This window comes from Brevibacillus fluminis, assembly GCF_003710825.1.
Taxonomy (GTDB): domain Bacteria; phylum Bacillota; class Bacilli; order Brevibacillales; family Brevibacillaceae; genus Brevibacillus_D; species Brevibacillus_D fluminis.
The window spans coordinates 229400-243173 of record NZ_RHHQ01000003.1 but is presented as its reverse complement, the minus strand read 5'-3'; the positions used below and the strand labels follow the sequence as shown (position 1 = coordinate 243173).

Below are 13774 nucleotides of genomic sequence, written 5' to 3'. Positions count from 1 at the left end.
CGGCTGAATCTAGTGCATTCGAATCATATAGATAACGGATTGCTAGGGAAAAAGCTCACATTCTCACAACGAGACGTGGGCTTTTTTTTTGCGGTTTTTGCGAAAAGGTATCACTATGTTCCCAAGTTCAAACGATAATAAATATGTAAGGCAGAAAGGGAAATCGATGAAAAGTAGGCGTTTATACCCTCTGCTACTAATGGAATGCGCTCGATTATTTCGATCTGGAGATTAAATATAAAGTTGAAGCAAGAATTGACAGAGAAAATGATATTCTGTATGTAATCAGATTTATGCTGAACCGTCATGCAGGCGTTGGAAGTCAGCATGCACTTCATTCAAGGGAGACGAAACCGTGGACACTCGACAAGTTATGGCGATTACGCTTTTTCTCGCAACGGCGCTGATGGTGTTCGTCTCTTTTGTGTGTTATCGGAAACGTCATGTGCCTGTTGCCAAAACTATGATTTTGATCATGGTGGCGGCGGCTTTCTATGCGCTTGGCTATGCGTTTGAGGTACTGAGTCGAAACCTGGATGAGGTTAAGCTGTCGCTACATATCGAATATTTGGGCATTCCCTTCGTTACGACCCTCTGGCTTTTTCAGGTCATCCAATTTACCGGAACGGCAGCAACGTATCGCAAACGATTAGCGCTGTTGTTGTTCGCGATCCCCACTGCCGTTTTTTTCTTCCATTTGACCAATGATTGGCATCATTTGGTTTATGAGCGCTATGATTTCAATGAGCACGGCTTGGTCCCTTTGTATACGACGGTCAAGGGTCCCTGGTATAAGGTGCATGCGATCTATAATTATTTTGTTTTACTGTGCGGGATTTTGCTATTTATCCCGATGTATTGGCGGTCATTGCCAATCGTGAGAAAGCAGATTGGGATCCTCCTTTTGGGGGCAATCGCGCCGATGTTTTGCAATTTGTTTTTTTGGACTGGCAGCACCGTTGATTTAACCCCGTTCGGTTTCGCTATTTCGGGTATCGCTTACGTATGGGGGTTTTACCGATTTCATCTGCTTCGCCTAACTCCGCTGGCAATGGCGAAAGTGTTCGAAACGATCCGGGACGGGGTCGTCCTTTTCGATTATGAGGACCAGATCGTTACTTACAACCAAGCAGCCGGGGAAGTGCTGCCCGAACTCGTGTTGACGAAACAATACCCCGCCGATATGGGAAAGGTTTTGGTGGACAATCCGGAGCTGCTTGCTCACATTCGTTCCACGACGGAAGGGGATGAGCGCTTTCCGTTCCACCGATTTCAGGGGAACCGCACCAGGCATTACAACTGCAGCTTGTCGCTGGTCCACGACTCAGGCAAGGTGCTGATTGGCAAGCTGCTGGTGTTCAACGATATTACCCAGTTAAAAGAAAGCGAGACCCAACTGCGCGAGAACGCTCGCCAACTGTCCGAGCTAAACGAGTTTAAGGACAAGCTGTTCACCGTCGTGGCACATGACATTCGCGATCCGATCGCGCTGCTCGTCAATTTGACCGAACTGCTGGGGGATGAGTTGACCGCCGCCGACCTTGAACATGCCGGAGTGGTGCGGGAACTCAAAGGCCAGGTGCAAAGCACCTTTCATCTTGTTGAAAATTTGCTGGATTGGTATCGCAGCCAGAAAGGAAAGGTCGTGTTTCGTCCGTTAGGCTGGAATTTGCAACAGGTTGTCCGGCAGGCACTGCTGCTCGTAGGCTCGAAGGCAGGCATGAAGCGAATTTTGTTGACGGAGCAAGTCGATGAAAATCTGAAAGTGATCGCTGACAAAGAGATGCTTGATCTTATTTTGCGAAATTTGCTTTCCAATGCGATCAAGTTTACCGGAAGCGGTGGGGCGATTGAGATCGGGGCTGTTTTGGAAGGCGATTTGATCGTTGTGTCCGTGACAGACAATGGGGTGGGAATCGATGAGCAGACGGCGGAGCTGCTGCGCATGGAGGAACCCGCCTTAAAAGCGATGGCACCCGTTGACGAGTCGGGGGAGACGAGATTCGGATTGGCGTTGACCCGCGAGTTCGTCCGGATTCAGGGGGGAAGCCTGTGGTTCGAGAGCGAGCCGGGAAAAGGAACGACTTTCTTTTTTACCCTGCCTGTCTCAAACGATGGTGGAAGGGAGGAGGACGCGTATGAAAGTTATTTTGGTGGACGATGAGCCGGTGATGCACCTGATTTTGCGCAAAATGCTGGGTAAGCTGCCCGATGTTCACGTGGCAGGGGCTTTTACGGATACAGGTTCAGCGGCCGCTTTCTTGCGGGAGCATGCCGATGTCGGACTGGCTTTCGTAGACCTTTCCATGCCGGGTGAGAGCGGGCTGGCGTTCGCAGCAAGAATGGAAGTGGCTGATCCTGCGCTGCAAATCGTCTTTGTCACGTCTCACAAGGAATTTGCTTTGGAAGCTTACGATTTGTCCGTGATGGATTACTTGGTCAAACCGGTATCCCAAGAGCGGCTGCAGAAGGCGGTGAATCGCGCGCAGACGAACCGACGTGTCCTTCATCCTGCGGCGCCAACGGCTGTCCCTACAGAATCCGGAAGAATCGTTGTGACGATGCTCGGCGACGTTGTCGTTAGCAATGATGTAGGCCGCGTCAAGTGGATCTCACGGAGATGCGCGGAGCTATTCGCGTATTTGCTTCTAGGGCGCGGAAAACGAATTCCCCGCTCTATGCTGCTCACGGATATGTTTGGGGGAATGAACGAAAGTAATGCAGCGAATTACTTGAATACGACCGTGTACCAGCTGCGGAAGTCTCTGGAAGCCATCGGTATTCGCGATGTCGTACGTTCGGAAAATGATGGCTACGCGCTTGCGTTAAAGGATGCAGTCATTGATTACATCGAGTTCGAAAAACAGGTGGATAATCTGCTGACAATGGAAAGCAGGAATGTGGAAAGCGCGTTGCAAATCGAGCGGCTGTATACAGGCGACCTATTCGGCGACAAAGCGTATGTATGGGCCATTCATGAGACGGAACGCTATGTTGAAATGTACACTGCGTTCGTGAAGCGGCTAATAGAAGTGCTGGTTTCGTTGCGGGATACGGCTTCCGCGTCGAAGCTGCTGATCAAGCTGAACGAACGCAATCCATTGGACGAATCGGTTTTGCGCCAACGTATGACAATATGCGAGATGACTGGGGACAAAAAAGGCTTGAAGGCGCTGTATACCCATTATGTTCAACTGCTCAATCGGGAACTCGGCATTCGTCCGTCTGAGGAGCTGATCTATTTCTATGATTTGTGCATTCGTCGATTATCGAATAAAAAGTAAATCATCCTTCACTTGAAAAAAACGCGAAAGCTTGATGCTGCGCGTTTTTTTCGTTTTATAGCGAAGTCTCTCATTAATCTTTTAGTCGGTTTCGGCTATCAGCCGCTACTTACGGTTACCCCAAAATCGCCCGCACGCCCGCGACATTGACCACCCGAATGGTACTGCGTCCCGCAAGCTCGATTAGCCCTTGCTGCCTCCATTTTTGCAAAATCTTGTTCACGGTAATCCGCGACGTGTCGATATACCGGGCGAACGATGTCTGGTCGATGGGGACATGCTCATCGCCGTGGACTGCGGTCAGCTTCAGCAAAAAATTGGCCATTTGCAGCTCGACCGGACTGTCTTGGTAGGCGATGATCTCGGCGAGAAGGCGCACTTTGAAAATTTGTGAATTGGTAAACAGTATGGCTGCATGCGGATGCTCACGGCAGACGCGGGATAAAGCATCATCGGAAAAAAAGTGCAGCACGGACGGGGAGGTGGTGATGGCCGATGTCAGGTAGGTTCCGTTATAAGCGCCATGCTCCCCGAACAATCCGCCGGTCGGGACGTAATCGATGGTTCTCTCATGGCCGTTGTCTGACAGCAGCGTGATCTTCACACTACCCTTATCAAGATAATAAAACCCTTTCCCGGTTTCCCCTTGGCTGTAAACGGTCGTATGTTTACTACTTTCCAGCTTTTTGCCATACAGTAAGAATGGGGTCCATTGATAGCGCAAGCTCGCCATTTTGATCACCGCTCCTTTGCAAGCCTCTGTCGCCAGTCTGTTATACCGTTTGGATCGCCTGGCTTTCGACCAGCAGGGGCTTCAGCCGTTCGGGGTGCTTGATGACAAAGGTGCGGTTGCGCAGCTCAATGATGTCGTCTTCTTTCCATTTTTTCAGGATTTTGTAGACGGTGATCCGGGTGAGTCCGGCGCAATCGGCAAGCTCTTGCTGGGTGAGAGGGACTTCGTGGTTTTTGAAATCCTCGCAAATGTTGAGCAAGAGACGGGCGATCTGCTCTTCTGAAGTAAGCGCTTTCAGATTTATCACGTTCAGCAGGATGCGCATTTTTTGATTGACGGTTTGGGTTAGAAGCGACAGTAATTCGGGGCGAACTTTCAGCATGTCGAGAAATTGTGCGCAGGAGAAGTGGTAGACAACCGCATGCTTGACGGCGATGGCTGTGGTGAAGTGCAAATGCTGGTCCATGGACTGAAGTCCCATGATTTGACCGGGGACCACGATGTTGAGCAGGCGGTCGTTCCCTTTGACGGTTGAGGTAACGATTTTCACCAAGCCTTTATGCAGATAGTAAAAGCCTTCCCCCATGGTTTCTTGTCTGTAGATGGCCGATTTTGCTTTGAAAAATTGACGGGTGCCGAACTCCAAGAACGTTTCCCATTTCATATCGGTTTCAAATGGGGATACCATGACCAACGCTCCTTCCCACACAATGATCATGACAATGCATCAATAAAACAATTATCGCAATTATATAAAAATACGATCACTCATCACAATATGCCTGCTGTGAAATGACCGGCTTTTCCAGAAAAAATCGAAATCATGTTAATTGATTTACACTTCCGCTACCGCAGCAAACTCGCGACAGCCGTTATTTTCTTGGCGGTGACGTTAAGTAGGCTACAATGTTCGAAATCGTCAGATATTATAATGCAATCATCCAAACCATTTAACAGGGGGGAAACACGATGGGAATCCGCACTGGTGCCCAGTACATCAAAGGCTTGAAATCCCGGCAGCCGGAAATTTGGCTGCAAGGGCGAAGAGTGACGAACGTATGTGAGGAAGCTATTTTTCGGCAGCCGATCCTTGAAATTGCGAAGCTGTATGATATGCAGCACGATGAGGAGTACCAGGAGCAGATTACGCACATTTGTGAGGAGACTGGCGAACGGGTCAATAACGCATTCCTTGTCGTCAAAACACCGGCCGATCTGCAGGCGAGGCGCGCGCTGTATGAAGCGTATGCCCGCGCTACGTTCGGGTTGATGGGCAGAACGCCGGACTTTCTCAATGTTGTGCTGACCTCTTTGTACCACAACGCCTCGTTTTTGGAGAAGTACAATCCGCAATGGGCGGAAAACGCGAGAAATTATTACAAGCATGTGCGGGACAACGATCTGTTTTTGACCCATGCGATCATCAATCCGCAAAATGACCGCAGCAAGTCATCGCATGAGCAGCAGGATATGTATACGCATCTGGGCGCAGTGAGAGAAACAGAAGAAGGGCTGATCGTCAGAGGCGCCAAAATGCTGGCGACGCTTGCGCCGATCACGGATGAAGTGATCATTTATTCGTTCCCGGGCTTCAAGCCGGGGGATGAGCGGTATGCGCTCGCATTTGCACTGCCGATCGATACGCCGGGCCTGCGCATCATTTGTCGGGAGCCGATGCAGGATGGAACCCGGTCCGTTTATGATCATCCGCTGGCATCGCGCTTTGAGGAGATGGACGCGGTGCTCGTGTTTGACGACGTACTGGTGCCGTGGGATCGCCTGTTTCTATACAACAACGTGGAAGCGGCGAACGGCCTGTATCCGCAGACTGGCATCGGGCAGCAGCCTGCGCACCAGACAGGGGTTAGGGGCCTGCTGAAGCTGCAATTCGCCACAGAGGTAACGATGCGGCTTGCTGACTCGATCGGCGTGGACGTATTTCTGAATGTCCAAAATGATCTGGGCGAGCTGGCACAGTCGCTGGAATCCATTCGGGCGCTGCTGAAGGTCGCCGAGCAGGAGTACGACATCTTGCCATCGGGTGAGCTAATGCCGGGGTATGTGCCGCTCGAAACAATCCGCGGGCTTCTCCCGAAAGTGTATCCGCGCGCGATCGAGGTCATGCAGATCATCGGTGCAGGCGGGTTGCTCATGTCTCCGACCGATAGCGATATGGAGCATCCGGACCTGGCGGCAGATATGCAGAAGTATTATGCGGGACGAGAAGGAATCTCCGGCACGGAGCGGGTCCGACTGTTCAAGCTGGCATGGGATTTGTGCGGCGAAGCGTTCGGGCAGCGGCTGCTGCAATATGAACGCTACTATACGGGCGATCCGCTCCGCAAACGCGCGATTTTTTACAACAACTTCAAACGTGTGCACGCTTGTTCCCTGGTCGACGAGGCCCTCAGCGTGTATCAGGCAAAAGCGGAGACAGGATCGGAGACGATCTCGCAGTAGGAGTCTTGATTTATTAGCGGCAATTAGCTATAGTTAAAAGCATTAAGTATTCATTTTGTTCAAGGAAAGGAGGTAAAGGTGATGTACACTGTTTTCGCGATGAAAGTAAAAATGGTAAAAACACCCATTTTGCTCGGGGATTTGCTTGCAACGGGACCAGTCTGCCCTTTTTTCAGCATGCAAATTTCATATCGAGAACAGGTACCGGTACCTTTAGCCTTCTAAGCGTTGCGAATAGTCGCAGCTAGTTTTTTCATACCATTCAATGGAAGACGCCGGTATTGTTTCGGCGTCTTTTTTGCGTTTTCAAAAGGAGGAATGGAGTAATGCAAATGATTCGCTGGATTCCAGGCAGGCGTGCAGCTCATGAGGGGGTGGGATTTTACTATCGAAGAAAAGAGTGAGAACACATGTTACTTCAACTGAATGGAATCAGCAAACAGTATGGTGGCACGCCGATGCTCTCAGGCGTGTCCATGAAAATCGAGCCTGGCGAACGGGTGGGACTGATCGGCGTTAACGGGGCAGGAAAATCGACTCTCCTGCAAGTGATCGCAGGCGAGATCCCCTATGACAGCGGGGACATATTTCTCGCCAAGGGTGCGAAGATCGGTTATTTGCGTCAAAACGATGGACTGAGGATGGAGAATGCGATCGAGACGGAAATGCTCTCAGCATTCTCTGAATTGCGTCAGACGGAGCTTGAGCTGAGAGAGTTGGAAAAGCTGATGGGCGATCCTGCCATTTTAGCGGATGCCCAAAAATACGATACGACGATGGAGCGATATGCGGAGAAATCCAACTGGTTCATGGAGCAAGGCGGCTATGAGATCGAGCCGAAAATCCGAGGCATGCTACACGGCATGGGGTTTGGGGACGTTCCTTTGGATACTCCCATCCATACATTGAGCGGTGGCCAAAAAACAAGGCTGGCGCTTGCGAAAACGCTTCTTACCGAACCGGAGCTGCTCATCCTCGATGAGCCGACAAATCACCTTGATTTTGTCACATTAGCCTGGCTGGAAAAATATTTGCGCACGTATCCTGGGGCAATCCTCGTCGTTTCCCATGACCGCTACTTTCTGGACACGGTTGTCACGGGGATCTACGAGCTCGAGCGGGCTTGCATCCGCCGCTATACAGGCAATTACACAACATATGTAAAGGAAAAAGAGCTGACGAACGCCATCCAAGCGAAAAATTACACGCAGCAGCAAGAGCAGATTGCCAAAATGGAATCGTACATCGAGCGGCATATCGTTCGCGCCACCTCAGCGAAAAGCGCGAAAAACAAGAGGAAGCAGCTGGAACGGCTTGAGCGAGTCGACAAGCCCCAGGGCGAGCTAAAACGCGCAAAGCTGTCGTTTGGAAGTGGAAAGCCTTCGTTTAAGGACGTGCTTTTTGTCCGTGACGTCCGTATTAGCGCAGGCGAAGCGAGTGAATGCAAGACGCTGCTCCAAAACATCAATTTCGAGCTGCGGCGAGGCGAAAAGGTGGCGTTGATCGGTCCAAACGGGATCGGCAAAACGACGTTGCTCCGAACGCTGATCGGCGAAAAGCAGCCGGATGGCGGAGAGATCATATGGGGAAAGGAGGTGAGTATTGGGTATTACGACCAAGAGCAAGCCTCTCTCAATCTCCATAACACGATCTTAGTCGAGGTGTGGGATGCATTTCCCCATATCGAGGAGGCTAGAATCCGGGCTGTTTTGGGGAACTTCCTGTTCACGGGCGAGGATGTTTTCAAAAAAATCGTTTCGCTCAGCGGGGGCGAAAAGGCGCGCGTCGCACTTGCAAAGCTCATGCTGAAAGAAGCGAACGTCCTTGTTTTGGACGAGCCGACAAACCATCTGGATCTGGCGAGTAAAGAGGTGCTGGAGTCCACTTTGCAGGCGTATGAGGGCACACTTCTTTTTATATCGCATGACCGTTATTTCCTGAACAAGCTGGCCGATACAATCGTAGAGCTGCATCGCGATGGGGCTGTTGTGCATGACGGAAGCTATGAAAGCTATGTGGAAAAAGCGAGAGCGCTGAAGGTTTGAGACAAAAGACAACATAAAGGAGAGAATGAAATGATGCAGGAAAAACAAGTAGCGGTGGTAACGGGAGCGGCAAGCGGAATCGGCAGAGCAACTGGAATCAAGCTAGCAGAAAACGGGTACAAGGTTGTTCTGGTCGATTACAATCAGGCCGGGGGCGAAGAAACGCTGCAGCTCATCAAGGGGCAAGGCGGGGAAGGCATCTTCGTGAAAGCGGACGTTTCCAAGCAGGAAGATGTGGAGAATTATGTGAACCAGGCGGTTGAGGCATATGGACGCATTGATGTTTTGTTCAATAATGCCGGAGTCATTCAAAAGTTCGCTCCGTTCACAACCGTCGATGTAGCGGAATATGAGCGCATCATGTCCATCAATGTGAAAAGCGTTTTTCTCGGGATGAAATATGTGCTTCCGGTGATGGAGCAGCAAGGGAATGGCGCGATCATCAATACTGCCTCGTCCGCCGGCATCCGCCCCGAGCACAGCATCGCCGTGTACTCCGCGAGCAAGCATGCGGTCATCGGACTGACGAAAGGAGCGGCCATTGAGTATGCAAAAAAAGGAATCCGTATCAATGCCGTATGCCCTGGCGGAATCGAGACGGCCATTTTCAAAAGCGTAGCGGATACGTTTGCCAATGGCGGTTATGTGCCGGAGGAGCTGTCTCCGATGCGGATGGGGCGCCACGGTAAACCCGACGAGATTGCGGAGGTTGTCCTGTTTTTAGCGTCCGATAAAGCGAGCTTCATGGCTGGCTCGGTCGTGTCTGTAGACGGCAGCTTGACGGTGTAAAGAAAAATCGTAAGGAAGACCAACGGAAAAGAAGAACCATTCCACATCGGATGGTTCTTCTTTTCATGCTGCTTAACTCGTCAGCCCACCATCCACCGGAACAATCGCCCCATTCATATAGCTCGACTCATCTCCCGCCAAAAAGACGACGACATTGGCGATCTCTTCAGGCGATGCGGGTCGTCGGAGCGGACCGTTATGCTCCGGATTGTCCAAATCCATTCCTTTCGTCATATTGGTTAAAACGCCGCCCGGGCAAATCGCGTTGATTCGGATGCCCTTCGGGCCAAATTCAGCGGCAGCGGTCCGCGTGAGGCCGACCACGCCGTGTTTGCTTGCCGAGTATGCCGCCATGTAGGACTGGCTGTGAATGCCGGCAGCAGAAGAGGTGTTGATGATGACACCGGAATGCTGTGCCTCCATGACTTTGAGCACGTATTTCAGCCCAAGGAACACCCCTTTCAGATTGATCGCGATGATCTTGTCGAACATGTCTTCACTGTGCTCTGTCAAAAGGGTGGGGGTGCCGAGAAAGCCAGCGTTATTGTGGAACACATCGATCCTTCCGTACGCTTCCATCGCAACTGCCACATAGTTTTCCACTTCTGCCTGCTTGGAGACGTCAGCCCGGATGAACATGGCGTCGCCCCCTTGTTCTTTGGCCAGTCGGAGCGTTTCCCCTCCGCCGTTTTCATCGAGATCGACAATTACGACGCGCATCCCGATTTTGAGAAGCGCGAGGCTGGAGGCACGGCCGATACCGCTGCCAGCGCCTGTCACGATTGCGACGCGATTTTGCAAGGACATGTCATTTTCTCCGTTTCTTTTTTTGTTCATCGCTACTTCACGGCATCCCGAGAAGCCAGCAGTGAAAAGCCTTCGTATCCTTTCGCCGCGATATCATCGCAAATTTTCCGGTATACACCGAAGCCTCCCAAATAAATCAGGAATCTGCGCGGTTTGCCAGCGATGTTTGCGCCTGTGTACCAGGAATCGGTTTTTGTATACAGGGTCGATTCGGCAATTTCGCTGCAATGCTTGCTCCATGTTTCTTCGGCTTCTTCCGTCGCCTCGATTTTGTCGATGCGATGGTCGCGCAGGTAGCACAAGCAGTCCGCAATCCATTCGACATGCTGCTCGATCGCAAGCGGCATGGTGGTCAGTACGGAAGGGCTTTCGGGACCGGTGATCATGAAAAAGTTCGGGAACCCAGCATTGGCGATGCCGAGATACGTTCTGGTCTGCGCGCCGTCCTCCCATTTTTCCTTGAGCGTCACCCCGTTTTTGCCGCGAATATCGATTTTCAATAAAGGACCGGTCATGCCGTCGTAGCCGGTGGCGAAAACGAGGATGTCCAGCTCGTGCTCCGCCTCAGTCGTTCTGAGTCCGTTTGGTGTGATTTCCTCGATAGGTGTTTGCTTCACATCGACCAAGGTGACATTCTCGCGGTTGTAGGTTTCGAAATAATGCGTATCCAAAATCGGCCGCTTCGTGCCGAAATAATAGCGGGGCAAAAGCTTCTGGGCCACCTCGGGGTTATGGACTGTCTCGCGTATTTTTTCGCGGATGAATTCGGCTACTGTGTCGTTGGCAGCTTCATTAAAGGTCAGGTCGCTGTAGGAGTAGGACAAGGAGAATCCGCCTTTTGCCCAAGCCGCATCGTATTTGGCCTGACGCTCTTCCGGCGTGTCTTCCAACGCGGAACGCATGCTTGGCGCCACGGGGATACCGCCCCATGAATCCCACATTTTTTGCTTGATTTCACCGAAATTTTTCTTCGTTTGCTCGATAAAATCCGGATCGTATGGATGATTTCGCGCCGGGATCGTGTATTGTGGGGTCCGCTGGAATACGGTGAGGTGCGCCGCCTCCTGGGCGATGACGGGGATGGACTGAACGCCGCTTGAACCGTTCCCAATGACGCCCACTCGCTTTCCTTTGAAATCAACCGGTTCGTGCGGCCAATGGCCGGTATGGTACCAGTCGCCTTTGAAGCTCTCCAAGCCTTTGAAGATGGGGATGTTAGCAGCGGACAGGCAACCGACCCCGGAGATGAAATAGGTGGCACTGACGCTTGAGCCGTCGTCCAACTGGATGTTCCAGCGATTTTGGCCCTCGTCATAGTGGGCGGACGTGACCCGGGTCTCAAATTGGATATCACGCCGCAAATCGAATTTGTCAGCGACGAAATTGAGGTAGCGCAAGATTTCCGGCTGCTCTGGATAGCGGGATGACCATGTCCATTCCTGAATCAGCTCATCGGAAAACGTATAATTGTAGTAAATACTGTCGGAGTCACAGCGTGCGCCCGGGTATCGGTTCCAGTACCAGACGCCGCCGACTCCGTCTCCCGCCTCATAAGCCCGCGCGGAAAATCCGGCCTCACGCAACCGATGGAGCATATACAAACCCGAAAATCCTGCGCCGATGACCACCGCATCGAAGGCGGGAACGCGGGGATGGTGTTGTTGGACAGATGTCATTTGTTCAACCTCCCTGTCATTTATTCGACTTCTTGCAAAAACTGAGCGATTTTTGCAATTGCCGCTTTGATCCGATCCGGGAAGACCAGTAAATTAGAGAAATAACCGTGAACCAATCCTGCTTCGCAAAGTGACTCGACTTTGATATCGGCCGCTTGCAAGTGATTGGCATAGGCCAGCCCTTCGTCGCGCAGGACATCGTTTTCCGCAGTAATCACAAAAGCAGGCGGAAGGTTGCTGAAATCATCGGCGAGCAGGGGAGCCACATAAGGATGGCGGCTGTCCGCTTCATCGGCAAGGTAGTGTTGGCCGAACCAGATCATCAGCTCGCGATCCAAGCCGAACCCTTTTTGAAAGGATTGATAGGAAGAGGTGTTGAAGTCCAGATTGGTAACAGGGTAGATGAGGATTTGGGCTGAAATAGCTGGCCCTTGCTCATCCCGCGATTTCATGGCGACGACTGCCGCAAGATTACCGCCCGCGCTGTCACCGCCAACGACAATTTTGGAAGCGTTTGCATTTAGCTCGGCGGCGTTTTGCTGCACCCATTGAAGAGCGGCATAGGCATCATTCACCGGAGTGGGAAACTTGTGTTCAGGGGCAAGCCGATAATCGACAGACACGACCACATGGCTTGTTCGGTTGGCAATCATGCGGCAGCTTGCGTCCGTCATTTCAATATCGCCGATCACCCAGCCGCCACCGTGGTAGTACACAAAGAGAGGGAATGGCCCGGTTCCTTCCGGTGTGTAGATCCTGATCCGAATGTCCGTATCTGGATCAACGGGAATCAGCCGATCTTCCGTTTGGGCGAGCGGTGCCTGTTCGACTTCCATCGGCGGGGCTTGCGCAAGAATGTTACGCACGGCTTGTGGATCCATGGAAGGAAACTCGGACAGGATGGAAAACATCTCCACATGCAGTTTTGCTTGCGAATCGAGTGTAGCCACGAAACAACACCCTTTCCTTGGACATTTTCGCATTTCAACTTCAGTAAACAATCGAAATGACTACCTAAAGGGTATTATTTTTTGTATAATCTGAACATTCCCTCGATGTGGTGAGCGGTATCCCCCAAAAGGAGATGGTATGATGACCCCTGAGTATACCTTGCGTGAACATGTGCGAAAGATTGAGGCAATCGCCAGTCATGAAGAGCAACTATATATGATTCTTACAATCTATCTCGAGCTGTTTCCCGTTCTGGATGCATTCTTGCTGCGTTACTCGCATTTGGGTTACGTTGCGGAAGGGATCATATCGCTCCAATCGGATCAGCTGGTGCACATCGGCGAAATTCGCGAGGACATCCGGTCCTATCCGATCATCCACACGGCGATCCGCGAGCGCAAAGCTAAGTATTGTACGGGGCTCGACTATTTGAAGTTCATGAGTAGCAAAGACGTCATGCGTTCATCCATCAATGCCTTGGTCGTCACGCCGATTTGTTTTGGCACGGTGGTGATCGGGTACATTTGCAGCTCAACGTTTGAGGGGAAGGCGATCGATGATGATACGCTCTCGTCGCTTACGCTGTTTGGGAAGCTGGTCGGCAAGACGATGCATGGAGCAAACGGCGCAGTCGACTCGCAGCTCCTAAGCAAACGGGAATTGGAAGTCATGCGGCGCATCGCTTGGGGCGAAGAAACAAAGGAAATGGCCGATTCGATGGAAATCAGCGAGTTGACGGTAAAGCAATATGTGAAGACGGCGATTAAAAAGCTGGGGGTGCAGAACCGCTCGCATGCGGTTGGGGAGCTGTTTCGGAGAGGGTTCATTTTATAAGAGGATATCGGAGGTGTACAGGCACGCGGAGCGATGATCCGGTGTCTTTTTTTGAAAATCAATTCAAAACAAAAAAAAGCACCCTGCAATCCACAGGGCGCTCCTTAGCTATAGAATAACGCACCGGTAAGTATAAGTCTATTCTTTTTTCGGTCAGTTCGTTATATTTTGTATGCTGCTTCCGCGGGCCAGCGA

General features: G+C 51.4%; 11 protein-coding genes. 6 read left to right on the top strand and 5 right to left on the bottom strand.

Features of this window, described 5'->3' with window-relative positions; all coding sequences use genetic code 11:
• The first annotated feature begins 355 nt into the window (after positions 1-355).
• On the top strand, positions 356-2164 hold the full coding sequence (locus tag EDM56_RS01875) for a sensor histidine kinase (RefSeq protein ID WP_148040347.1): 1809 nt from the start codon (positions 356-358) through the stop codon (positions 2162-2164).
• On the top strand, positions 2139-3284 hold the full coding sequence (locus EDM56_RS01870; protein WP_183192251.1) for a response regulator: 1146 nt from the start codon (positions 2139-2141) through the stop codon (positions 3282-3284). The genes EDM56_RS01875 and EDM56_RS01870 overlap by 26 nt, the downstream gene beginning before the upstream one ends.
• Before the next feature lie 115 nt (positions 3285-3399).
• On the opposite strand, the gene EDM56_RS01865 is transcribed toward EDM56_RS01870, so the two are convergent.
• Together EDM56_RS01865 and EDM56_RS01860 are read right to left on the bottom strand one after the other, a co-directional pair.
• The gene (locus EDM56_RS01865; RefSeq protein WP_122916171.1) at positions 3400-4017 is read right to left on the bottom strand and encodes a Crp/Fnr family transcriptional regulator; all 618 of its coding nucleotides are present in this window, start codon (positions 4015-4017) and stop codon (positions 3400-3402) included.
• Positions 4018-4057: 40 nt separating this feature from the next.
• The gene (locus EDM56_RS01860) at positions 4058-4705 is read right to left on the bottom strand and encodes a Crp/Fnr family transcriptional regulator (RefSeq protein WP_122916170.1); all 648 of its coding nucleotides are present in this window, start codon (positions 4703-4705) and stop codon (positions 4058-4060) included.
• Positions 4706-4986: 281 nt separating this feature from the next.
• On the opposite strand from EDM56_RS01860, the gene EDM56_RS01855 reads away from it, so the two are divergent.
• The 3 genes from EDM56_RS01855 to EDM56_RS01845 all read left to right on the top strand — a co-directional run bounded on the left by EDM56_RS01855 (position 4987) and on the right by EDM56_RS01845 (position 9311).
• On the top strand, positions 4987-6477 hold the full coding sequence (locus tag EDM56_RS01855) for a 4-hydroxyphenylacetate 3-hydroxylase family protein (RefSeq protein ID WP_122916169.1): 1491 nt from the start codon (positions 4987-4989) through the stop codon (positions 6475-6477).
• Positions 6478-6887: 410 nt separating this feature from the next.
• The gene (locus EDM56_RS01850) at positions 6888-8522 is read left to right on the top strand and encodes an ABC-F family ATP-binding cassette domain-containing protein (protein WP_122916168.1); all 1635 of its coding nucleotides are present in this window, start codon (positions 6888-6890) and stop codon (positions 8520-8522) included.
• A gap of 30 nt (positions 8523-8552) precedes the next feature.
• A complete protein-coding gene (locus EDM56_RS01845) occupies positions 8553-9311 on the top strand; it encodes an SDR family NAD(P)-dependent oxidoreductase (RefSeq protein ID WP_122916167.1) in 759 nt (252 codons plus the stop codon).
• A gap of 72 nt (positions 9312-9383) precedes the next feature.
• On the opposite strand, the gene EDM56_RS01840 is transcribed toward EDM56_RS01845, so the two are convergent.
• Genes EDM56_RS01840 through EDM56_RS01830 form a run of 3 tightly spaced genes read right to left on the bottom strand, consistent with a single transcriptional unit; the run spans position 9384 to position 12744 of the window.
• The gene (locus EDM56_RS01840) at positions 9384-10118 is read right to left on the bottom strand and encodes an SDR family NAD(P)-dependent oxidoreductase (protein ID WP_122916264.1); all 735 of its coding nucleotides are present in this window, start codon (positions 10116-10118) and stop codon (positions 9384-9386) included.
• A gap of 32 nt (positions 10119-10150) precedes the next feature.
• On the bottom strand, positions 10151-11794 hold the full coding sequence (locus tag EDM56_RS01835) for a flavin-containing monooxygenase (RefSeq protein WP_122916166.1): 1644 nt from the start codon (positions 11792-11794) through the stop codon (positions 10151-10153).
• Between the two features lie 20 nt (positions 11795-11814).
• Positions 11815-12744: an alpha/beta hydrolase gene (locus EDM56_RS01830; protein ID WP_246009221.1), complete on the bottom strand. Its 930-nt coding sequence runs from the start codon at positions 12742-12744 to the stop codon at positions 11815-11817.
• A gap of 142 nt (positions 12745-12886) precedes the next feature.
• On the opposite strand from EDM56_RS01830, the gene EDM56_RS01825 reads away from it, so the two are divergent.
• Positions 12887-13579 (top strand): response regulator transcription factor, encoded by a 693-nt coding sequence (locus EDM56_RS01825; protein ID WP_122916165.1) that lies wholly within the window; start codon positions 12887-12889, stop codon positions 13577-13579.
• The last annotated feature ends 195 nt before the right edge of the window (positions 13580-13774 follow it).